At 50.8% G+C, this 22,827-nt stretch carries 20 protein-coding genes; 12 read left to right on the top strand and 8 right to left on the bottom strand.

Translation table 11 applies throughout. From position 1 onward, the window contains the following. Positions 1-239: 239 nt before the first annotated feature. Positions 240-527 carry a hypothetical protein gene (locus MVC73_RS10685; protein WP_297510888.1) on the bottom strand — a complete coding sequence of 96 codons (288 nt, stop codon included), beginning with the start codon at positions 525-527 and terminating at the stop codon, positions 240-242. A gap of 144 nt (positions 528-671) precedes the next feature. On the opposite strand from MVC73_RS10685, the gene MVC73_RS10680 reads away from it, so the two are divergent. Then, positions 672-812, top strand: coding sequence for a hypothetical protein (locus MVC73_RS10680; RefSeq protein ID WP_297510885.1), 141 nt, complete (start codon positions 672-674; stop codon positions 810-812). 101 nt (positions 813-913) lie between these two features. Here MVC73_RS10680 and serS read toward each other — a convergent pair whose 3' ends face one another. From serS to MVC73_RS10665, 3 genes are all read right to left on the bottom strand, one after another. After that, complete coding sequence (serS, locus tag MVC73_RS10675; protein WP_297510952.1) at positions 914-2,281, bottom strand: serine--tRNA ligase; 1,368 nt, start codon at positions 2,279-2,281, stop codon at positions 914-916. Between the two features lie 72 nt (positions 2,282-2,353). Beyond that, positions 2,354-3,556, bottom strand: coding sequence for a gephyrin-like molybdotransferase Glp (gene glp, locus MVC73_RS10670; protein ID WP_297510882.1), 1,203 nt, complete (start codon positions 3,554-3,556; stop codon positions 2,354-2,356). Positions 3,557-3,627: 71 nt separating this feature from the next. Then, the gene (locus tag MVC73_RS10665) at positions 3,628-5,169 is read right to left on the bottom strand and encodes a dihydropteroate synthase-like protein (RefSeq protein ID WP_297510880.1); all 1,542 of its coding nucleotides are present in this window, start codon (positions 5,167-5,169) and stop codon (positions 3,628-3,630) included. A 137-nt stretch (positions 5,170-5,306) separates the two neighbouring features. On the opposite strand from MVC73_RS10665, the gene MVC73_RS10660 reads away from it, so the two are divergent. The 5 genes from MVC73_RS10660 (at position 5,307) to MVC73_RS10640 (ending at position 9,292) form a co-directional block, all read left to right on the top strand. Beyond that, positions 5,307-6,035, top strand: coding sequence for a DUF72 domain-containing protein (locus MVC73_RS10660; protein ID WP_297510877.1), 729 nt, complete (start codon positions 5,307-5,309; stop codon positions 6,033-6,035). A gap of 249 nt (positions 6,036-6,284) precedes the next feature. Continuing rightward, a complete protein-coding gene (locus MVC73_RS10655; protein WP_297510874.1) occupies positions 6,285-6,863 on the top strand; it encodes a hypothetical protein in 579 nt (192 codons plus the stop codon). A gap of 50 nt (positions 6,864-6,913) precedes the next feature. Continuing rightward, positions 6,914-7,825, top strand: coding sequence for a hypothetical protein (locus tag MVC73_RS10650; RefSeq protein WP_297510872.1), 912 nt, complete (start codon positions 6,914-6,916; stop codon positions 7,823-7,825). After that, a complete protein-coding gene (locus tag MVC73_RS10645) occupies positions 7,822-8,637 on the top strand; it encodes an ATP-binding cassette domain-containing protein (RefSeq protein ID WP_297510868.1) in 816 nt (271 codons plus the stop codon). Before MVC73_RS10650 ends, MVC73_RS10645 begins: the two co-directional genes overlap by 4 nt. After that, positions 8,615-9,292 carry a hypothetical protein gene (locus MVC73_RS10640; RefSeq protein ID WP_297510865.1) on the top strand — a complete coding sequence of 226 codons (678 nt, stop codon included), beginning with the start codon at positions 8,615-8,617 and terminating at the stop codon, positions 9,290-9,292. The genes MVC73_RS10645 and MVC73_RS10640 overlap by 23 nt, the downstream gene beginning before the upstream one ends. A 272-nt stretch (positions 9,293-9,564) precedes the next feature. Here MVC73_RS10640 and MVC73_RS10635 read toward each other — a convergent pair whose 3' ends face one another. Next, positions 9,565-9,750 carry a hypothetical protein gene (locus tag MVC73_RS10635; RefSeq protein WP_297510966.1) on the bottom strand — a complete coding sequence of 62 codons (186 nt, stop codon included), beginning with the start codon at positions 9,748-9,750 and terminating at the stop codon, positions 9,565-9,567. Between the two features lie 181 nt (positions 9,751-9,931). Between MVC73_RS10635 and rlmD the strand changes: the two genes are divergently transcribed. The 5 genes from rlmD to MVC73_RS10610 all read left to right on the top strand — a co-directional run bounded on the left by rlmD (position 9,932) and on the right by MVC73_RS10610 (position 15,184). Continuing rightward, positions 9,932-11,197 carry a 23S rRNA (uracil(1939)-C(5))-methyltransferase RlmD gene (gene rlmD, locus MVC73_RS10630; RefSeq protein ID WP_297510862.1) on the top strand — a complete coding sequence of 422 codons (1,266 nt, stop codon included), beginning with the start codon at positions 9,932-9,934 and terminating at the stop codon, positions 11,195-11,197. 58 nt (positions 11,198-11,255) lie between these two features. Continuing rightward, positions 11,256-12,659 (top strand): ATP-binding protein, encoded by a 1,404-nt coding sequence (locus MVC73_RS10625; protein ID WP_297510860.1) that lies wholly within the window; start codon positions 11,256-11,258, stop codon positions 12,657-12,659. Between the two features lie 129 nt (positions 12,660-12,788). Beyond that, positions 12,789-14,180 carry an ATP-binding protein gene (locus tag MVC73_RS10620; RefSeq protein ID WP_297510858.1) on the top strand — a complete coding sequence of 464 codons (1,392 nt, stop codon included), beginning with the start codon at positions 12,789-12,791 and terminating at the stop codon, positions 14,178-14,180. 3 nt (positions 14,181-14,183) lie between these two features. Beyond that, the gene (locus tag MVC73_RS10615) at positions 14,184-14,543 is read left to right on the top strand and encodes a hypothetical protein (protein WP_297510856.1); all 360 of its coding nucleotides are present in this window, start codon (positions 14,184-14,186) and stop codon (positions 14,541-14,543) included. Beyond that, entirely contained in the window at positions 14,483-15,184 is a 702-nt protein-coding gene (locus MVC73_RS10610) for a hypothetical protein (protein WP_297510854.1), read from the top strand. The genes MVC73_RS10615 and MVC73_RS10610 overlap by 61 nt, the downstream gene beginning before the upstream one ends. Here MVC73_RS10610 and MVC73_RS10605 read toward each other — a convergent pair. Then, positions 15,165-16,220: an ATP-binding protein gene (locus tag MVC73_RS10605; RefSeq protein ID WP_297510853.1), complete on the bottom strand. Its 1,056-nt coding sequence runs from the start codon at positions 16,218-16,220 to the stop codon at positions 15,165-15,167. The genes MVC73_RS10610 and MVC73_RS10605 overlap by 20 nt on opposite strands. 1,426 nt (positions 16,221-17,646) lie before the next feature. Beyond that, positions 17,647-21,078 carry an intein-containing translation initiation factor aIF-2 gene (gene infB, locus MVC73_RS10600; protein WP_297510950.1) on the bottom strand — a complete coding sequence of 1,144 codons (3,432 nt, stop codon included), beginning with the start codon at positions 21,076-21,078 and terminating at the stop codon, positions 17,647-17,649. Between the two features lie 581 nt (positions 21,079-21,659). Here infB and MVC73_RS10595 point away from each other — a divergent pair. Next, positions 21,660-22,250, top strand: coding sequence for a hypothetical protein (locus tag MVC73_RS10595; protein WP_297510851.1), 591 nt, complete (start codon positions 21,660-21,662; stop codon positions 22,248-22,250). On the opposite strand, the gene ndk is transcribed toward MVC73_RS10595, so the two are convergent. Beyond that, positions 22,240-22,773 carry a nucleoside-diphosphate kinase gene (gene ndk, locus MVC73_RS10590; RefSeq protein ID WP_297510948.1) on the bottom strand — a complete coding sequence of 178 codons (534 nt, stop codon included), beginning with the start codon at positions 22,771-22,773 and terminating at the stop codon, positions 22,240-22,242. The two genes, MVC73_RS10595 and ndk, sit on opposite strands and share 11 nt — an antisense overlap. Between the last annotated feature and the right edge of the window lie 54 nt (positions 22,774-22,827).

The raw sequence follows: 22,827 nt of genomic DNA, 5'->3' as shown, positions 1-22,827 counted from the left end.
TGAGATATAGATCTTACCGAGTGCATTCAGAACATCATCAGCAAAGTTCTCAAGACCGTATTCCTCAAGCTCTTCAATTATACTGTTGATTTCTCTCTCCGAGGCACCAACAAAAACCTCCGGTGGTTTCTCTTCGTTTGTCCTGGAGAAGTAGGGGTAATCTGATGGTACACCAAGGTCTCTCCGAAGTTCGTGTTCAAAAGAGTCTATGTCAAGTACTTTTATCCTCTTTCCATCAACTACAACCTCATCAACTTTTTTGAGTGTCTCAGGACGATGATATACCTGTAATCGTAGTTGTTCATAGCCAGTTTTTTTGCATCTCTGGCCACATCACCAGTATCAACAATCTCAACACCAACAATTGTGTTTCCTTTCCTTCCGACGACATCGGCCCGGCCCCAACCACCCTCTGGTATGCGGGCTGGTGCTTCAGAACTTGCGGTAAATCCGTAGAAACGAAGGAGGTTTACCACACTCTCTTTTACAACATCGTGCCATGTTTTTCTCATTCTTTCGGGATTCATGGAAGGTCACCAGTCTACTTTCCTTTCCTTGTGAATATAATCTTTTCCGTTGTCAGATATTATCGAGAATTCTTTATCCAGCAGGATATAATCCTGTCTCATCTTTTTGTCTTATCAGGTCTCAGATAAAAGGCCAGAAAACAAATGGAGAAGATCGTATTTCTGGGGGTAAACGAGTTTATGTTTGAGGAAGCAAAGAGGAGAATACTAGATGAATACAGCCTCCTGCCAAACGACATCATTATACCTGCGACTGCAGATTTTTCAGATGCTCTGTATTTATAACGCTCAATTCAGATTTTATCGAGACATGCGAGAAGAAGACATCAAACCAATAACTTCTCTTGGGAATCTTAAAAATGGAGCAATAAGGAGTAGACTAAAACTCAACCCTGGCAGCACTTCCCTTTCATGCTGGCCGGTAAAATCTCCTTGAAGCCCGTGTACTTCCAGAGAACCTTCGGGAGCTTGACGACGCCTTCCTCCGTCTGGTGGTTTTCCAGGATAGCGACGATGGCCCTTGAGGTCGCTATTGCCGTCGAGTTCAGCGTGTGGACGAAGCGCGGCTTCTCGTGGGTCTTGTCCCTAAAGCGGATGTTTAAGCGTCTCGCCTGCCAGTCGGTGCAGTTGCTGGCTGAAACGACTTCCCTGAACTTGCCCTGCCCTGCCATCCAAGCCTCGATGTCGTATTTCTTCGCTGCCACGTAGCCGAGGTCGCCGGTGCAGATGTTTACGACGCGGTAGGGAATCTCAAGGGCCTGGAAGAGCTCCTCCGCGTTGGCTATGATCTTCTCGTGCCAGTCCCAGCTCTCCTCCGGGCGCGAATAGACGAACTGCTCGACCTTGTGGAACTGGTGGACGCGGAAGATTCCCTTGGTGTCCTTTCCGGCAGTGCCAGCTTCCTTCCTGAAGCAGGGTGAAACGCCAACGTAGAGGAGCGGCAGGTCCTTTCCGTCGAGTATCTCGTTGGCGTGCATCCCAGCCAATGGGTGTTCAGCCGTCGGGATGAGGTAGAGGTCTTCGCCCTCAACCTTGTAGATTACGTCCTCGAAGTCCTCGAAGGTAGTTGCTCCCTCTTCCACGAAGCGCCTGACCATGTAGGGCGGTATCACCGGGGTAAAGCCCTTCTCTATGAGTTTGTCCAGGGCGAAGCGAATAAGTGCCAAATCGAGGATGACCAGCTCGTTGAGGAGGTAGTAGAACCTTGCCCCGCTCACCTTCGCGGCCCTCTCAAGGTCGGCTCCCCTCAAAAGTTCGAGCATGTCAACGTGAAGCCTTGGTTTCCAGCTTAAGACCTCGTACTCCATCTTCCCGAGGCTCTGCTCCTTAAAGCTTTCAAGGAAGCCCTCCCAGACCTTAGCCTTGCCCCAGAACCTTATCGGGACGTTGTCCTCGTCGCTTTCTCCAACAGGGACGCTCTCGTGGGTGATGTTTGGAAGCCTCCAGAGGTAGTAGTCGATTCTCTTCTTCAATTCCTCGACTTCCTTTTCGAGTTCCTCAATCTGCTTCACTATCTCGTTGCTCCTTGCGAGTAAATCGTCTATTGGCTCCCCGGCCTTCTTGCGCTTGCCTATCTGTATGGCCAGCTGGTTGCGCTCCTTTCTCAGGGCGTTTATCTTCTTCAGGTTCTCGCGCCATTTTCTGTCCAGTTCAAGGATTTCGTCAATCCATTTGACCTTCTCGGTTTCGCCCCTCTTGAGGAGGTCTTTCTTTACCAGCTCCGGCTTTTCGCGGATGAGCTTTATGTCGAGCATAGCCAACACCTAAGGTTGAGAAACGAGCGGGACTTTAAAAAAGGTTTTGATGGAAATTGGAGGAATGGAAAGTCAGCCAAAGAATGTTACCTCGACCTCTTCCCCAGCCTCAAGTATCTCCACGTTCTCCGGGACCTCGATGAAGCCGTCGGCCTCGACAAAGCTCGTCACAGCCCCGCTTCCCTTGAGAATTGGAACGGCTTTTTCGCCTTCGATCTTAACTGGAAGAAACTGTCTCCTTCCCTTGACGGAGAAAACCTTGTGGGCGAGCTTTTTCCTGACCTTCCTGACCTCGCTCTCCCTTCCGATGAGCTTTCTTAGGAGTGGGGCAACGAGGAGGGTGAAGTTGGTGAGACAGCTGGTCGGGTAGCCGGGCAGGCCGAAGACGGGCTTTCCCCTTACCAAGCCTATAACCGTGGGCTTTCCGGGCTGTATGGCTATGCCGTGTATCTTCACCTCTCCGAGTTCTTCGATAATAGAGCTCGTTAAGTCCCGTATCCCACCGCTCGCACCCCCGCTGAGGAGAACAATGTCACAGCACTCGACGCCCCTTTCTATGAGCTTCTTAAGGCTCTCCTTGTCGTCCCTCGCTATCCCCAGAAATACAGCTTCTCCGCCAAGTTCTCTCACCGCGTCGGTTATCGCCCTTCCGTTGATGTCGTATATCTGACCCGGCTTTAGTTCCTCCCCGGGGAGGACGATTTCGTTGCCAGTGCTTATCACAGCCACCTTTGGCTTTCTGAAAACTGGAACTTCAGCTATTCCAAGGGCAGAAAGAAGGGCAGTCTCCTTGAAGCCCAGGCGCCTCCCCCTCTCAAGGACGGGATTGCCCTTCGGGATGTCGGTTCCGGCCTTCATGACGCCGAGTGTTGGATAGGCGGGCTTGTAGATTACCACCTCGTCCCCTTCCCTGTCGACGTCTTCGAACTGTATCACTGCGTCGGCACCCCTTGGCAGAGGTGCACCTGTGGAGACGTAGACGGCTTCACCGGGCTTAAGCTCGAAGTCGGCGCTGTCTCCGGCGTTTATCTCGCCGACAACCTTCAGTCTAACCGGCTCGCTCTCGCTCGCCATGAAGGTGTCTTCAGCTCTAACGGCGTAGCCATCGACCGTCGCCCTGTCAAAGGGCGGGACGTTTATCGGAGAGACTATGTCATCAGCAAGAACCCTGCCGAGGGCATCCTCCAGGGAAACTCTCTCCACCTCTGGCTCAAGCGGGAAGGAGTTTATGACCTCGAGAGCTTTCTCAAGCGGAACGACCTTCAGGAACGCCATTCTACCACCCAGAGAAAAGGGGCAGATTTTCTATAAATGGGTTGCGTAAGCGGGTATGTTTACATATCTCCCTAATCTCCCTCGTAGAATTCCCGGAAAAGTTCGACTTCCTGAACGTAACTTCTCCTCAGCTTCAAAGCTGTTTTAGCTCTCTCAAGCTCCCGGCCGAGGTAGAAGGCGTGCCTCGGGCTTATCTCGAAGTGCTCCAAAATCGTGTCCATTATCGCGTTCGGTTCCTTTCCGGCTATGGTGAGGAGAACCTCAGTTCCTCGATGGGCATTAGCCCAGATTTTTCCGTTCTCTATCCAGATACGGAAGTAAATCGGTTCAAGCTGAACGGGTTTTTCCTCGGCCTCAATGACGTTCTCAGCTGGTTTGAACCTCCACTCTCTTGTGCGCTTCTCTTTAAGAATTAGGAGGTCGAAGCCGAGGTCTTTTGGTGTCTCGAAGAAATTCATGTCTATGGCCCTCCTTAGTTCCCTCACCGAGCCCCTCGTCTTTGCACTGACCTCGGTTGTAAGCAGCAGGTTTATTGATAGTTCTTTAGCAATTCCGGCGAGCAAAGCGTTCATCCCGACGCTGTCGGCATCGTAAAGCTCCACCACGTTACCAACACCCGCTAAAAGCACATCATCACGATTCCGCTCGCGGTATAGCTGGAAAGCGGCGATGGAGCGCGCCAGGTGGGGGACGTGCTCAAGGATTAGGTCGGGGATGACTGTCTTGTAGCCAAAATCTAACGCTTTTTCCTTTAACCCTTCGAGAAACGCGACGCGCTCCGCCGGTTTAACGGGGAAGATGCCCCTTTTCTGGTTTGTTGGGATTAGGACAACGGGCTTCTCTGTTACAAGTTCTTCAATGTTGCCCCCATCAACGCTGAGGAAGAGGTCAGCGTAGTCCAGAGCTTTCTCGATTTCCGCAGTGTTGAGCGAGTCGAAGCTTATCGGTACCTGAAATCCGCTCTCCTCCAGCCTCTCGCGGATTTCAGGAATTTGCTCAATGAATTCAGGGTTGGTCTCCCCAGCGACCATACCTAGATCCACAATGTCTGCTCCCTCGCGGAGGTAGTAGAGGGCCTTCCAAACAGTCTTCTCAACACCAAGCTTTGGAGCATCGACCACCTCGCCAAGAATCCTAGCTGGAAAGTCCCTTCCCGCCGGGAGGTTCCCTATAAGAACGTTCCACGGCTTTTTGAGGGCCTTCTCGATGTAGTTTTTGTCCCTCGTTCTGTTTCGGATGTCCTTAACTCTTTTGAGTGCATCGACCGAAAAGAGGTCGTCTGCAGGAATTTCCCTGCTCAGCTTGAAGCCCTCACTTAATGCCTTGAGAACCTGCGGTATGTCCATCGCGTTTCTCGGCCCCTTGAATGCCGGAATTCCGAGTTCCTCCTCTATAACCCGGGCGGAACCACGGACAAGGCCGGGAATTAGGATGAGGTCGTAGTCCCCACTGTTGAGTCCGGCCTTTTTGAGATATCGCACTATGAGTTCGGGCGTTAGAAAGGCAGCGACGCTCACCGGGGTCACGAAGATGTCACAACCCTTCCCGTACTTTCTCACGAGCGGTTCGGCAAGCCTGCCTGTTACTAGGAGGATTCTCTCGGGCTTCCGCATGTTGGTGTTTAGGAAGCTAACCCTTAAATGCCCTCCGCCGGTAGGTAACTTATCACATCCCAGCCGGGAATAGCTCCCATTGGGCTACAGCTTCGCAGGCTTTTTATCCTCCCCCTCAAAGTTCTTTTGGTGGTTGCATGATTCACGTCGGAACCTGCGGCTTTTGCGAGAAGCACTCGAAGTACTACCGGGACTTCGATACCGTTGAAGTTCAGCAAACGTTCTACCGCATCCTGAGAGACACCACACTTGAGCGGTGGAAAAGAAAAGCCCCTAACGGTTTTGTGTTCTCAATCAAAGCCTTTCAGGGTGTTACCCACCCAGCGAACAGTCCGACATGGCTGAGGAGCAACGTAAAGCCGAGCAAAAACGTCGGCCTCCTCAGGCCCAACGGCGAGGTTCTCCACTTCTGGAGGCTGACCCTCAGGGAGGCCGAGCTTTTGGGTGCGAGGTTTATACTCATCCAGCTTCCGAGGAGCTTTAAGGAGACGGAGGAGAGCTTCGCCAACGCCGAGGGGTTCTTCTCGATGATAGAGAGGGGCGACTTTGAAATCGCGGTCGAACTGAGGGGCTGGAGCGAGATGGGAATCAAGCGCTTCGTGAGGGAGTTCGACGTCATAGACGTGACCGACCCTCTCGTAAGGATTCCTCTCCACCGCGGGGAGATAAACTACTACCGGCTTCACGGACGTTACGAGAACGGGCGGATTGTCTACGTCCACCAGTACGGCGAGGATGAGCTGAAGAAGGCCAGGGACAGGGTCGTTGGATGGAACCACTCGGAGAGCTTCGTCTACTTCAACAACTCGAACATGTGCGAGGACGCCAAGAGGTTCAGGAAGATGGTGCGGGAGCTCTTGGGATAACTCGAAGCCCGGTTCACCTTTTACTACCCTCCTGCTCACAAGCCTCAAGGAGACTCCTAAATGTTATGAGGTTCTGGCGATGAACCCGTCAATACTCTTCAGCACTGACAACATCATTGTGACCCTCTAAGGAGTTTGGAAAGAAAACTTATTTTTAACACCTTTTCCGTTAATTAGATGATTGAGCCAAAACTTATAAATATTAAACTAGGGAAATTGTAATTGCCCACCACCAAGTGGGGGGGGCGTATGAACAAGAGAAAGTTGGTAGGGATTACCCTTGGCATGATTGTTTTTTTAGTTGCGGCAATGGCAACCCCTGCAGTGGCGACAAGCAGTGGGGCAGGGATTATAACACTTTCGGCGGTTTTACATGGAAGCTTCTCAACGGCCAAAGCATACATAGCTGCTCAATATGAAGTTCAGAATGGCAGGTTCGTCTTGGGACCTCAGACAAGATTCCACTTTGGGATATCTTCTGGCACAGGTTCTCATGCATGGTGGTACGATGATGACTCCTACACTGCCCCCACCCAGATGGTTGGTCATGGCACATGGCATCTTGATACATTAACACATTATGGACTAACGAAGGCTTCATACGATGGCTCAAGTGAACTTGAAGTGTACATAGTGGCCTCAGGAGGCAACCCAACTTCCAAAAACATAACACCTCAGGAAAAACCTGGTTTGGAGCCCAATGTTAATGTCCAGTTCAAGTTCCACATCTTTGGCTATGTAGACACCTGGGGAGGAACCTCAGCGAATGTTGACCTCCTCAGAGACATTGGGGTCTCATTTGAAATACCCATTGAGGTGGGTAGCTGATTTTTCTTTCTTTTTAGCGCAAAAGACATCAAACGAGAGAGGGATGCAGAATGGGTGCAAATAGAATATACAACACAATAGCCATTATCCTGATCTTCATGGGTGTGCTTCTTGCGGTGTATCCAGTAGTTGGATACTATTCACTGATACACATCAAAAGCCCTCATATTGTTTTAAAACCGGGAAACAGATTTGCTTATGCTGGATACTATCCTTTTTTCAACTTGGTAATGATTTACAACATGACATATATGGGAAATGGAAAGTTCGAAGTGAATTTCACACTCTACGATCAGAGCGGTAATGAAAGTGTTATCTATCCCCTTTATAGCACCCACAGGTCGGGTCAAATAATAGGAAATCTGAGTCCCATCTTCAGAAAGACCCTTATCTTGCCCACAAACGATTCGCTTATACGAACTTTATTTCCTCAAGGTCAAGTAACAGTTCACGCGCTGAACTACTCAAAAACCGTGAAATTAACAGAGCGAAAATACCCATTTTCATTTGATTTCTCTCCCAATTCTGTCGGATTCCCCGTAATATATGTCCCAGATTTGCAGGGAAATCTCAGCAAAAAAGTTGACTTGATAGCATACTACCGTTCAGACGACAGATATTTTGCCAGAACTCTTGTCGTTATTGGTAGGAATGCCCATCTTCGATATCCTTCAATGATTAGTGGTCTGCCCACTCACGTTCCCATTGGGGTGACACCCGAGCAGCTGGACATGCCCAAGTTTATACCTGCAGAACTAGTGCCCAACGAGAGCTGGAGCTACGTCGAGAGGTTTCCCACAATAACAGTGTTGAGCCTTCTGAAAACAAACGTTCGGCCGTCCTCTCAGAACTGGCTTGGTGCTTTTGAGGCCAGTTTTACTCAGTTCAGCGCCCCCCTGGATTATGTCTTTATCCTCGCGGGGATATTTCTCCTTATCTTGGCTGGGAGGTCGGGAAGATGATTGTTAGGGCAGAGAACTTGGGGGTTAAGTACGGTGAAATATGGGGGATACGGGATTTAACTTTCAAGGCCGATACAGAGAGACTGGCCCTTATTGGACACAACGGAAGTGGAAAAACTACTCTCTTATCCGTCCTCTCTGGGATAATGCATCCAACAACCGGGAGAGCTGAGATAAACGGGTGGGAACCATACAGAAGAAAGGATAAATGGATTGCCATTAGGTACTCCTTTGAAAAACCTGATTTTAGAGTTCCCATCAGGGTTAAAGACCTCGTGGAAACTCTTCGAGCAAATCCCCTTTGTTCAAACATTGACGAGATAGTAGAAGCTTTTGAAATCGACAGGTTTATGGAAGAAAGACTGAACTCACTGTCGAGCGGTCAAGCACAACTATGCAATCTTCTTGTGGCTCTCTCCTGTGAGTCCGAGGTTTTGATACTCGATGAACCTACGGCACATCTCGACTCCTACAGGGCTGGTATTGTGGACGATATTATCTCGCAGAAGAACGGTGTTATAATAGCAACTCATGACATTGAAGAGGGGGAATCCATTGCAGATTACTTTTTAGTCTTAAAAGAGGGCCAGAAAGTTTGGGAGGGAGATAGAAAAAAGCTATTCTCGGAAGGGATTTATGAAGTAATGCTCGCAGATGTCAACGTTAATCCTCAGGTGGAGACCATATACCGGTTCGGTTCCACTCTAATAGTTAGGGCCAGCCGTGAGGAAGTTGTGAGCATGTTCCTAGGCGGGAGAGTTGTTGGAATTAAAAAGGCGGGGTTGCGCTATGTATACTCCAAAAGCCGTTAGATGGTATCTGAAGAACATGTTTCCCCATCCAGTAACTGAAATACTTTTGGGTCTTTTAATCATAGGGACTTGGTACACGTTGACCGATGCCACAAGGTTCGGCCTTTATGAGTTTGTGGTTGTGGTGGAGATTATATTTCTCCCTATCTACGGAGTTTTAATAGCCTCTCATCTGTTCAGAAGCACAAGAGTAACTTTGTTTGAGCTTTCTTTGTTTAATGGCCCTGAAAATGTTTTTGTAGGAAGACTTACTGCTTCTTTCCTCGGCCTCTTAATTGGAGTCTCATTAGTCTCCCTTGTTTCATACTTTCATGGATATTCAGAATTAGTAACTCCGATTCTGCTCAAAATTCCAACATACCTTTCCATAATGATGACCTTAATGACTTGGCTTGATTTCTTGGGAGGCACGCTTTCGTTTTATATACTAACGTCGGCGGTTCCGATGGCACTTCTGATTCTGTTATCGAAACCATACCCTTCAAGTTTAGTTGTTACCTTAGTTGCATACGTCCTAGCACCCATTGGGGCCACAGTAAAAGTAGCTAAACTCACACTATCTGCCCAGACAGGGTACATAATAGCGTTCGCTATTTCATTATTCCTATTAGTATTTTCTTATAATGTTTTTAGGAGGAAAGATTTTAGGCCCTAGCAATTCACTTTAGACTTCTCCACAGTTCCTTTTCCTGTGTTTTCTCATTTCTCTGATTTTTAGAACGTAACTCAGAAGCCGCCAAAGAGCAGTGTAACCAGAGTGTCAAGTTGACGAACTTTTTGATAACTGTTTGCTATTTCTCTCTACTAACTAGATCCTGACCTCGAAGTGTTTCATTGGGGGTTCAACACCTGCCCCCGAATCCGTCGGGATAAACCCTCTGACATAACGGTACCCAGAAATTTAGATAGAAACTTAAGGGTCTATCGTCAGTCGAAGTCCCATATCGTCCTCCCCTTGTAGAAGAGCATGACGTAGCCGCAGTTCTTGCAGATGACTATCTTGACCTTGTGGGCCGTAAAACCCCACTTGCTGTCGAGCTTGCCCTCCTCGACCTGAAACTCAGTGCCCCCACAGAGGGGACACTTGAGCTGACGCCTCTCCATGGTTACCACCTTGGTTCAAGAAGTCTTTGAGCTTAAAAAGTTGTCTGTGTTTTCCCTTTCCGGGCTAAAATATCGGGAAGAAACTCTGCAGGCCCGCGCTCCTCCTTGGCATGGTGTTGCTTGCCCGCGTCCTGCTGAGGCGAGAGTAACCCATGGCAACATTCTTAAGAGCGCACACCAAGCGGATGCCATGAAGATAGGGGGCAGAGTGGATAAGATAAGCGACGACGGCCTCGGCGTGCTCGAAGCCCACGGCAGGAAGCTCCACGTTCCCTTCGCCTACCCCGGCGACGTGATAAAGGCTAGAAAGGTGAGGAGAAGGTTTGGGAGAAAGCTTGCGCTCGATTTTGAGCTTATCGAGTGGTCTCCGCTGAGGCAGACTCCTCGCTGTCCCCACTTCGGAACCTGCGGCGGTTGTCTCTGGCAGGGACTGAAGTACAAAGCCCAACTCGAACTCAAAAAGGATATTTTTGAGAGGGTTACCGGAATAAAGGCAGAAATCAAAGGCTCGCCGAGGCTGTGGGGCTTCCGCAACGTGAGCAACTTTATCGTGACCAGCAAAGGAATCGGCCTCAAAGAGTACGGAAACCCCCTTGGCGTCGTGGACTTGGAGGAGTGCCCGGTTTTCTCGAAGAGGACTCCCGAATACCTCCGCTCCCTCACGGGTTTTCTAAGGGAAACCGGCCTGAGGCCATGGAACCTGAGAGCAAAAAGCGGTGAAGTCCACTACCTCCAGGTGAGGGAGGGCAAGTTTACGGGCGAGGTTATGGTTAACCTCATAGCGCATGTAGAGCCTTCCGGAGAGGTGCTTGAGGCTTTCAAGGGCCACTTCTCATTCGCAGATTCACTTTACTGGAGCCTGAAGGCAGATAAGCGGGACGACCCGCGCGGCGAGGCCGGGCTTGTAGCCGGAGAGCCCTATATACGCGAGCGGGTTGAGGACGTCGCCTACCTCATACACCCAAACTCCTTCTTCCAGACCAACAGCTACGCTTTGCCGCTCCTTCTGAAGGCTGTGGAGCGATTCACCGACGGCGAGAGGGTTCTCGACCTCTACTCCGGCGTCGGCACCTTTGGGGTGTGGCTCGGGAAGAGGGGCTTTAAGGTTGGGGGCGTTGAGATGAACCCCTTCGCGGTTGAAATGGCAAACAGAAACGCCCAGATAAACGGTGTCAATGCGGTTTTTAAGGTCGGGAAGGCTGAGGGGACTTCCATCGGGGACTACGACACCGTAATCGTTGACCCCCCAAGGAGGGGGTTGAAGGAAGCGGCCGAGCTTCTCGTGAAAAGCGGGGTTGAGAAGGTTGTCTACGTCTCCTGCAACCCCAAAGCGTTCAAACTCGACTACGAGAGGCATCTAAAGAAGGCATACCGCATAGACGGAGCGGTTCTCATCGATATGTTCCCGCACACACCACACGTCGAGGCTGTGGTTGAGCTGGTGAGGAAAGAGTGAGTGCCAGTAAGCACCGCCTCAGCAATTTTTAAATAGTTGAAACGCGAGTATTATACTCATGAGTAGAAAAAGATTCGTAGACAGGAAACGCGAACTGAAATTCCTTGAGAGGGCATACAAGAGCGAGAGAGCGGAGCTCCTCGTGATCTACGGCAGGAGGAGAATAGGCAAGACCGAACTGCTGCTGCACTTCGCTAGGGATAAGCCTCACGTCTACTTCCTGGCAACGGAGAGACCCTACCGAGACAACCTGAGGGAGCTTCAAAGACTTTTGGCGGAGTTTCTCGACGATGAGCTCTTCGGAAAGGTGACCTTTGAGGACATAGACGAGCTTCTTATGGCGTTTGCCGAAAGGATTGAGAACAGGAGAGTAGTTCTGATAATCGACGAGTTTCCCCTGCTGGTTGAACACCATCGTCCGGTTCTCTCGCTCCTTCAAAAGGCGTGGGATTTGAAGCTGTCCTTGACGAAGATAATGCTTATCCTCTGCGGTTCAAGCGTTTCGACAATGGAGAGCGAGGTTCTGGCCTACAGGAGTCCACTTTACGGAAGGAGAACGGGGCAATGGCAGCTGACCGAAATCCCGTTCTTCCACATCGGGGAGTTCCTGCCAAACTACACACTCGAGGACCTCGTAAAGACCTGGGGCATTGTTGGGGGTATTCCGGCGTATCTGCTCCAGTTCGACCCGAAAAAGGACTTTGACGAGAACGTGGTTGAAAACGTTCTCTCAAAGGGCGCCTTCCTCTACGAGGAGGCGGAGTTTCTGCTTAGGGAGGAGCTCCGCGAACCGGCCAACTACTTCGCCATACTGCAGGCGATAGCCAGCGGACGGAGCAAATTCGGGGAGATTGTAAGCTCCACGGGGCTGGATAAGAGCCTCGTGTCGAAATACCTCTCAGTTCTCCAGAGGCTCAGAATAGTGGAGAGGGAAGTCCCAGTTACTGCAACCATCAAAGAAGCGAGAAAGAGGGGGCTGTACTCGATAAGTGATAACTACTTCGCCTTCTGGTTCCGATACGTGCTGCCGAACAAGGTATACCTTGAGGCAGGCCTCGCCGAGGAGGTCTGGGAACGCTCCAAAGACGACTTTAACGCCTACTTGGGTTCCGTCTTCGAGAAGCTCATCGGAAACCCGGAGGTCTTCTTAAGGCTCACCGGCTTCCGTTTCACCAAGCTCGGCCGCTGGTGGCACAGGGGAGAGGAAATTGATCTGGTGGCTTTGAACGAAAGGGAGGGGAAGGCCCTCTTTGTTGAGGTTAAGTGGAGAAGCCTGAGCGAGAGGGAAGCGAGGGGAATTTTGAAAGATTTGGAAAGAAAGGCGGAGCTTGTAGGATTGGAGTATTGGGAAAAGTTTTACGGACTGGTGGCGAAAGAGGTTAAGGGGAAGGAGAGGCTTAGGAGAGAGGGCTTGCTGGTCTGGGATTTGGCTGACTTCAAAGAATTGAGAAGTTTGAGCTGAGAATGATCTCTTCCCCTCCCTAAAGAGCGAGGCAAGGTAAACAGAAACACGGATATCATGCTCACAAGTGAGCAAAGTTCCAAAAAATGGAACAAAAGATTTAAGTAACATTATCGAGAGTATATTATCATGATTATTCAAAAGTTTGTGAACAGGGAGGAGGAGCTTTCGAGGCTGAGGGATGCCTTTAAGAAAAACGCGCTCGTGATAGTCTACGGGAGGAGAAGGGTTGGAAAAACCAGACTCCTCATAGAGGCCGTCAAGGACGTCCCCCATCTGTACCACCTTTGTAAGGAAGAAGAGGTAAACGAGACGCTTAAAGCACTCTCTATGAAGCTCTTCCGACTGACTGGGAAGGAGGAGTTCATAAGAAAGCCAGTGAACTCTTTTGAGGAATTCCTTGAGGCCCTCCCAAGCGGGGTCGTTCTGATCCTTGATGAGTTTCAGGTGCTCGTCAGGAACCATCCAAGGGTTCTAGGAGTTCTCCAGGAGTACCTAGATTTCAACCAGAAGAACCCGATAGTCCTGTGCGGTTCCAGTGTCTCGATGATGGAGGAACTGACGGGCTACGGCAGTCCAATCTATGGAAGGAGAACCCTTTCGCTCAAGATTGAACCACTTAAATTCTGGCACATCGGCGAGTTCTTTCCAGATTACGGCATTGAGGAGCTCGTGAAGACTTACGCAGTTTTAGACGGTATTCCCGAGTACTTACTGCGCTTTGACCCTGCTCTCAGTCCCGAAGAGAACATTAGGCAGGAGTTCTTCGAGAGGGGCTTCCTCTACAGCGAGGCTGAGTTTCTGCTCCGCTATGAGCTGAGGGATTTGAGCACCTACAACACAATCCTTGAGGCAGTTGGTTACGGAAACCGCTCTTTTGGAGAGATACGGAACGCTACGGGCATCGACGGCTCGAAGCTTCCCCGCTATATCTCAACCCTCATCGAGCTTGGCATCTTGAGGAAAGAAGTTCCAGTAACTCTCAAGGGAAAAGAAAAAATCAGGAGCAGAAACGCCCGTTACTTCATAGCGGACAACTACTTCGCGTTCTACTACACCTTTGTTCACCCCTTCAAAGAGGAGATAGAGCTCGGCCTCCTTGAAGAACCTTTAGAAAACTTTAAGAGAAACTTTAACCGCTACTTAGGGTTTATTTTCGAGAAAATAGCGAAGCAGTTTTTAATAGAGCTAAACAAGGCTAACAGGTTACCTTTCAGGTTCACAAAAATTGGAAGATGGTGGCACAAGAGCGAAGAGATTGACTTGGTGGCTTTGAACGAAAGGGAGGGGAAGGCCCTCTTTGTTGAAGTCAAGTGGAAAGACCTGAGCGAGAGGGAAGCGAGGAGGATTTTGAGGGACTTGGAAAGAAAGGCGGAGCTTGTTGGACTTGAAGGCTGGGAACACAGCTGTGGGCTGGTGGCGAAGAGGGTTGAAGAAAAGGATAAGCTGAGAGCTGAAGGCTGGCTGATCTGGGACTTGGAGGATTTCGAAAGGCTTATTTCTCATAAGGAAGAAGTTTAGCGGGTGGTGGCTTTGTCGCTCTTACCTTTGACGGGGATGTTCATATTTGGGGGGAAGAAAGAAAAGAAAAAGGAAAAGAGCTATGAGGAAGTTCTGAAGGAAGCAGAAGAACGGTTTGGGGTACCTGCGGACACAGTAAAAGAACTTGCTCACATATACGTATTCAACGCAGGGCTCCCGAGGCTGGCACGCCACGCACATCCGGAAAAAGATCTGGACCACGTCATGAAGATAACGGGCTCCGTGGATCGAGGGGATGATATATATCCTCAATCCTGGACGCAAAGTGGCACGAAAAAGCGATGGAAGTTAAGGATCCGCGAGCAGTCAAGTTCGTCCTTCTTCACCCATTTATTGCGCTGATATTATCCCACCACAGCGGTGCAGAAACGAGCACAATAGGAAAGGCGGTTAGCGATGCGCTGAACGTGTTCTACGGACAAATGGGAAAGACGTATGAGGATGCGAAGAAAGAGCAGGACAAGTTGATAGATTACATCACCACAATGGCAAAACTTAACCACGTCCCGATAGTAGAGGAGAAACTAAGAGAGCAGCTGAAGCAGGGTCTTCCAAAGGCGTTTAAAATCGTGGACAAACTTCTCCCCGACAATAGCAAAGAACACGCAATGCTGCTCCAAGATGCATTGGATTATGACGTGAAGGATCCGTTGGTGCTTCTCAAACAAGCAGGCATCGACATCGAGCCGGAACTTGAGGAGTTCAGACAGTTCTTGGCGGAGATCAGCGGGAAGAAGATTGGGGAGAAACCCCCACAAACACCGGTGAAGTCCGGAGTTCCGCCAGAAGTCCTCGCCATAGCTAAGGCCCTTGAGTTCTCGGACTTCTCAGAGGACGCGATGAAAAAGGCCGAGACCGAGCTTCTGAAGCTGATAGACCGTTTCATCGAGGAGAACAACACTCAATCCGTGTTTCACGCGGTTAAACTCCTCAGGCTCGTCCAGAAAGAGGACGTGGAGGGAATTAAAAGGTTCGGAGGTTGAACCTGAGAACGGCCTTCCTGAGAGGTCTCTCAGGAATCACGTAACGGCCCCTCCTCGGGCGGAGAAGCAAACCCGCATCCACGAGGTTTCTCAGTATGTTCTTTATTCTCACCTCTGAGAGCCCGAGGACTGCCTTTACCTCGGTTATTATTTCCTCCGTGCTCGTTCCTGACGAAGGCCCCTTGGCAACCCTCTTGAGCGCGACGATGTAGCCTGGGGAATGGTATATCCGGATAAAGTTCCTCAGGTCTTCGCTCCAAAGCCGGACCGCGTAGTTCGTGGTCTCCTCAAGGGCACGGGGATGGGTCAGGCCCTTTGTCCTGAGCTTCCCGTAGTACGCGAGAAATCCGGGAACACCTGAAAGTTCATTGGCGGCTTCCCTCAGCTCCTCCGGTTCTGCGTTGGGCAGACCCCGCCTTAGATACTCGAAGCCTTCCTCGACGTTCCAGCGTTCTATGTTGATTCTCTCCACGTATCTTGCAAAGAAAGGCTTCTCCCCGCTTGGGTTTATCATCCTTTCGAGGAGGCCGGGCATTGAACCCGTGAGAACAACGGAAACCTTCCCGAATGAGTCTGAGATTGTCTGGAGCAATCCGAGCATGTTTAGGGGCGTGAACCGCGGAAGAACCTGGGCTTCATCAAAGACGATTACAGTTTTTGTTCCTTTTTTGTTTAGAGACTTCAGGAGGCCCGAAAACGCGTTCTGAAACTCCACGATGCTCCTTGGATGGATGTCCATTTTAACGATACTCAAGTTCAATAAGGCCGAATACTCAAGTTTTCTCGGGGGAATTCTGAGTTTGACCGGTGTCAGCTCCGTATAGCTTATTGCTTCCCGTCCCATCCCAAAGGCAAGGTCGTAGTGTAGGTAATAAAATCTCGAACCGTATTTGTTCAGGAAAACGTTTATGACGCTGGTCTTTCCTACCCTTCTTGGCCCGAGAACCGCCACGAACTCCCCGTTCTGAACGGCCTCCCAGAGCATCTCAACGGCTCTCCTATGAGCTTCACCAAACAGCTCCTCCTCTTTCCTCACGGGTCGTGTGCTGAACTACGTAAACACCCGTATACAGGTATTGGGGCGATACTTAAATGGCTTTTTGGTATTGCCCTTCTCGTCAGGTCTGAGATCACTTACTCCTCGAAAGGCCTAAGGAAAACCTCGAACTCCTCGGGCTGTACTTCGCGGTCATTACTCTCATGGAAAAAGGGAAAGTTTGAAGAGGCGGAGAGGCTTTTGGAAAGCTTGAAGTAGGCACAGGATTATATTTTTATGCTTGTGCCCAGATATAATCCCGATTAGGACTGATGCCCAGTGGTGTGCTCATGCCGACGGTTTTTGAGGTAATAAAATCCCAAAAGCTTGGGAAGAAAATCGAGGAACTCATTGAGGTAGTTGAAGATATCAACGATGAATACCTTCCTTTCGAAATCAGGGAAATCCACATCTCAGGAAGTGTCCTGAGAACACCTGAAGCAAGGGACGTCGATGTCGCCGTACATGCCTTTGAAGTCAAAGAAGCTAAGGAGGAATGGCAGAACTTCACAAAGGCCCTTAGAGAAAACAAATGGAAAATCCTGAAGCTCGTGGATGAGTACCGAGAGGAGATATATCCCGAACGCCTCAATTTTCAGAATTTTATCCACCGGTACACCGATAAGTTAGCAAACCTTGGACTTAAGCAACTCTGGATATATGAGTGTCTCCCGATGTTCAGGCTGGAGGACTTCACAAATGTGGCCGTTCCTTGGGATGTGAGAGACTCTATGCCAACTTTGATACGGAGGAGAATCTGTAGCCAAATGCACTGCGGAAGCCTTGAACTTCACGTTATATACTACGCCGAAGGAAAGCGACCGGAGAATGAGTTCCTTTTGAAGATACCCAGCGTACCCATTTGGAATCATGAAGAGGGAATCCTCGAAATTTCAGAGGAAACCCTCAAAGAACACTTCTTTAAAGAACTCAAGAGGCTGATTGAACTAAGTCAAATGATACTCAATGGCAACATTGACATCTCCGCATACATGCCCGCGAGGTACCTGATGAAAAATCATGAAGACAACTTCTTTTTAACAAAACTCTTCAGGGATGCCCTTCTTAAGGAGGTTGAGAACCTGAGAGGGCTCATCAAGAGTTATACCAAGATTGACCCTGAACAAATAACTATCGGAGAGCTTCAGGATATAAACTCAAAGCTCAGGAAGGGCCAGAAACACATGGAACACCTCGGAATAGTGTGGGAAGCGACGGTAAAGGCATGGGACGAGGTGATGAGAGGAGCTCCCATACATGCGTTGCATCTTTCCGAGAAGTATGGATCCAGAACGCTTGAGGAGCTCATTTTCCGAGTGGTTTCACGCAGAGTTACCTCTTCATATCCACGGGTGATAAAAACAAAGGACGTGAAGAGGATTTTGAACGAGGTAGGGCTTTTAAAAGTGAGGAATAACAGAAAACCTCAAACCGCCCTCCAGAACGGATCCTGCTTCGCCTTCACCTTGGCGGTCATCTTTAATGCCCTCAGGTCGCTTTCGTCAAGCTCATCCTTGAGCTGTTTGAGGAGCACTATGACGTCGTTCTTGCTGAGGTCAACGTAGAGCGTCTCGCCGGGGTGGATGTGCCTGCCGACTATCGCTCCTTCGATCGCTATGGCAACAGCGTCGCCCTTCTTCGCCTCCTGCACGAAGTCGTTCTTGTTCTTGATTGACTTGACGACGCCGACTTTTTCACCAGTTTCTTTGATGAGCGTAACTCCCGGCCTTATCCTGCCCTCAAGGACTTCGACGCCGACTATAGCCGGCTTGCTCCTCCTGAAGACGTAGCGCTCGTCGGGGTAGAGACGGATAACTCCCGGGAAGGTAACGTTCTTCAAAAGCTCGCGCTTCCGCTTTTCTTCTTCCGCTTTAACCCACGCCTCGTAGTCCTCGATGAGCTTGTAGATGACGTTGCCGACGAAGATTGGAACGCTCTTGGCCTTCGCTACTTCCTCCGCGTCCTCGTTCACCTTGACGTTGAAGCCGAGGACGACGCCGTACTTCGGCTCCTCCTCCCTAACGCTCAAAGCCTCCATCACGTCTGTTTTGCTGACGTTCCCGACGTCGGCCTTTCTTATCGGGATTCCCTTCTCCTGGAGCTCCTTGCTCAGGGCCTCAAGGCTTCCGAGGGTGTCGGCCTTGACTATGACGCCGAGCTTCCCCGTGCTTATGACGACGCTCTGTATCTGGCTCAGAATTTCTTGCTTGGCTTTCTCTATTTCCTCCTCTGAGCGGGCGGCTATAACCGGCGAACCGGCTAAAGCCTCCTCAAGACCGGGGGCGGCTATCTTAACACCCGCCGCGGCCGTAACTTCATCAACATGATCGAAGCGGAAGCGCGGGTCTCTAATCTCGTCGAGGGGCTTGGGTTTGAGCAGGGCGCGGATTTTGGTAACTATCGCCTTGTCCTTTCCGCCAACCACTATCGTGTCGTCCTTTCTGAGTGTTCCGTCGTAGATTATGACGTCTATGGTTGTGCCGAGGCCAAGCTCCTCCCTGACCTCAAGTATCGTTCCCCTCGCCGGTCCCTCGACCTCTATCTTGAGCTTCTCCTCAAGGTACTTCTGGGAAAGGCCAGCTATGAGGACGAGTAGTTCCGGAACGCCTATTCCGTACTTGGCCGAAATCGGGACTATGGCGAGTTCCCTTGTAAAGTTCTGAACGCGGTCGAAGCGGTTCGCCTGGAAGCCCATCTCGTAGAACTTTCCTATCAGCTCCCAGAGTTTTGTCTCAAGCTCCTGAACGGCGCGCTGATCCTGCTTCTTGATGTTGATTAAAAACGGCTCGTCTTCCTCGACCTTCCAGCCCTTTATCCTGTCTATCTTGTTGGCCGCAACTATGAAGGGCGTCCTGTACCTCCTCAGGATTTCGATGCTCTCTATGGTCTGGGGCTGAAAGCCCTCGTTAATGTCAACGACGAGGACGGCCAAATCGGCCAAACTTCCACCCCTCGCGCGCAAGCTGGTGAATGCCTCGTGGCCCGGCGTGTCTATGAAGAGCAAACCGGGGAGCTTTATCTCGCCCTTCCAGAGCTTGATGAGCGGGCCGGCGAGCTGTTTAACGACATCTATCGGAACCTCGGTCGCACCGATGTGCTGGGTGATTCCTCCCGCTTCCTTGCCGGCGACGTTTGTGTGCCTTATCCTGTCGAGGAGCGTCGTGTTGTGAACGAGTATTCCGTTGGCCACGAAGTTGTGGGTCTCGGTAGTTAAATCGTAGACGTAGCCGTCGTATTCCTCCTCTTCAATCGCCTCAACGGGTATGAAAACGAAGTTCTCGGCTATGTTGCGGAGGTATTCCACATCACTGGAGTCGAACTCCCTGTTGCGCCAGACCTCAAGAAGCTCCCTGCCGAGCTCCGTTAGTCTTCCATCCTTGATCAGGCCGTCTTTCTCAAGGGCCTTCAGGTAGTTGTGATCCCTCGAACGTCCCTCAAGGACTGCCAGCTTGCGGAGGAGTGTTGGTGAGCCTTTCTCTATAGCATCGAGGATTTTCATCAGCGTCTCGTAGCTGGGAGCCTGGCTTCCCTCATATTTGCTGTAGAATGGAACGAAGGAGTTGAGCTCCGCCCTTGTAAACCCGAAGAGCAGTCTAAGCCTTCTAAGTTCCTCAAAGACTGGATACGGCTCGCTCTTTTTGCTCTTCTCGATGATGCGCCTGAGCCTTTCAGCTTTCTCCTTCACCGTGAAGCCGATGTGCTTTTCAAAGGCTATAAGGTTCCTCCTGCCGGAGATTACCAGTGTGGTGTACTCCGAGCGGTATATCTTGGAAACGATACCGTAGCGAAGGAGAACGAGCGAGAGATCCTCGATAAACTCCCTGGAGGCACTCGTCACTTCGATTCTCGCATCCTTCAGGCTCACGTGGCCATCGGCGTCAAAGTAGCCCCTCAGGAACCCGGCGGTGTATTCCTTCGGTGCCATGAAGAGGATGTTGGGCACCCTTATCCTGTGGGCCTTCTTCTCCTCTGGAAACTCGAAGAGCTGCCTGAGAAGGCGCAGAAGGGCGTTTTTGCCTTTCCTTATCTCTATCTCCCACGATGTTTTCCTCCTGACACGCCTGAGCTCGACTCCGAGGCTTTCGATTTTCCTCAGTTTTTCAAACACCTCGACGTCGTTGTTCGCTATCTTCTCTTGGCTTCCGTCGCCGAACATGACCCCGGCAAAGTAAAAGAGGGCCTTCCACTCCTCATCGGTCTTTGGAAGCTTCACGTAGTGGAGGGGCTTTCCTGAGCGGTGAATCCTAGGGGTAAAGGCTATCTTCTCAACGTGTTCCCAGCCTATTCTTTCAACGTCCTCTGCGCGGAAGACATTTTTCTCCACTTTGTATGCTTTCTCGCCCTTAAACAGTTCTTTGGCCTTCCTCAGGCCCTCCTTATCGAGCTTTGCTATAAGCCACTCATTTGAAATCTTCGAAAATACGTGGGAGAGAAAGACCCCCTCATCCTCATTGCCGTGGATGAACCTCGGGACGGCAACGTAGTCTCCGGGCCTGAGCTGGTCTGCCCTCACCCATCCCCTCGTTGTGAGGAAGGGATGTTCGGGGGTTACGCCGACGCTGTGCCAGTTCTTGAGTTTAACCCTTACGATTTTGCCCCTGTGTCTCACCCTCCAGACGTACGGGCTTTTGAGAAGGGCCAGTCTTCCGTCGCTAACGGCACCTATTACTCTCTCCCCGAGGAGCCTTACCTCCTTCTCCTCGTCCTTTTCAACGACGCCTTTGCCCCTTTCAAAGAGGTCTTTGAGTGTGACCATTCCAGTGCTTGGGAGCACCACCCTCTCCTCTGGAAGGAGGCACTTGCCGTGATCCACATGCCCGAGAACCGCTATGATTGGCTGTCTAATCCTCTTGGTCATTTCCATCACCTAAGCCTAACTCAGCCGGGTGCTTTTAAAGGGTTCGGGACAAGGATTAAAAACCTCCATGGTAATTCCTCGGGGTGGTAGGACGATAGGGCTCGCACTGGGGCTTATCATCGGTTTGGGGAGCGCGCTCTTACTCGGGAAGCTGAAGGGCAGGAACTACGAGCTTTTTACGGCAATCTTTGGGGTTCCGGCTTTCACATTTTTCTCCCGAAAGCCTCGCCCTTTAGGGCGGGATGCAATAAACCACCCAACGACCCTTAAACCACCGAAACCATTTTAAACTTCGGAGTGTAGTAAGACCTCAGAGAGGCCACTCAAGGACAACCCGATGAGAGGAGGGGTTTCACGTTACCATTCCGCCTTGGAGTGGTTGACGCCGTTAGGCGTCCTTTTAAAACCGCCTTCGAGCGGTTTGAAACCCGTGAGTGGCCTCTAAGGCGATAACCCCAATCCGCCCAGCGGTAGGGGTAACGGGCACAAGACCGTGCCCTCGGGCTGAACTGAAACCGGCAACGGGAGTAGGAGATGAGTGCCCGTAAACCGAACCGCCCGTTAGCGAGGGGTTTAAGTCGTTGGAACCCTCGCCGTTCACGGCGGGGAGGAGGTCAGATACAGCTGGCGTACCTTTCGATTGGGGTAAGTGCCGGTTCCGTGGCCCTCTCGGCAACCCTGCTCCCCTTCTCCTGCTTCCCGGCCTTGTACTCTACATCTACCTGCTCTGGCCGAGGGAAGGCATCGCCTTGAGGTTCCTCCGTGTTGAGAAGGTCGGAACCCTGGGTGAAGCCGAGTGCTACGCGGACGGGGGAAGTAAAATGGCTTTCAAATCCGGAAACCTGCTCTTCGTGGGAGGGCTTGTAGTAAAGGAATTTTCAGCCTGGAAGGAGCTTGCTGAATGCCTCCTTAAAATCCCCGACAGGGGAAGGCAGGAAGCCATGCTCTTGCTGGCAATTGGCTTTCTTCCCTCCCTGGCGCTCTTCACTATACCAGAGGGAATCCCTGCGGTGCTGGCATACGGAGGGATCGTTATAGTCACTCAGGTGCTCCTTGGATGGTTCAGCACTTGGAGAACCAGAAAAAACCTTCTGGAGTGTTCCAGCGTGCTTATGGAGTATTCGGAGTTCCTGAGAAAAAAGAAGGGGAAGCTTGACTTGGTTATTGACTAGCGGGCTTTTCGCCCCTCATGTCGTCCATATATTCTTTTCCCCTCTCGGCGTGAGTATGATAAAACCAGTCGGAGGCCTTCCAGTACTCGAAAAGCTCCTCCGGCTTGAAGTAAAGGTTTATCTCCCTCTCAGCACTTTCGGGGCTGTCGCTGGCGTGGATGACGTTGTAGATAGCATCGCCAACGTCGAGGCCGTAGTCACCCCTAATCGTCCCGGGCTCGGCATCCTTCGGGTCTGTTGCTCCTGCCATCTTCCTCACAACGCTTATGGCGTAGCGCCCCTCAACAACCATGACAACGCTTGGGGCTTTGGTGATGTAGTCGATCAGCGGTTCGAAAAAGGGCTTGCCCTTGTGCTCCTCGTAGTGCTTTTCGGCAAGTTTTCTGTCAATCCATATCATCTTCATTCCGACTATCTTGAGCCCCCTCCTCTCAAAACGGCTTATTATTTCCCCCATCAACCCGCGAACAACGGCGTCGGGCTTCAGAATAACGAGGGTTCTTTCAATCTGTCTATCTGCCATCGGCAACACCGGGGTTAGTTGGGCTGGAGGTTAAAAGGGTTTTTGGGCTAAAGC

The sequence above is a fragment of the Thermococcus sp. genome, assembly GCF_027052235.1.
In the GTDB taxonomy this organism is placed as follows: domain Archaea; phylum Methanobacteriota_B; class Thermococci; order Thermococcales; family Thermococcaceae; genus Thermococcus.
Note: the sequence above shows the minus strand (reverse complement) of the source record. Positions and strands in the feature narration are given on the sequence as shown.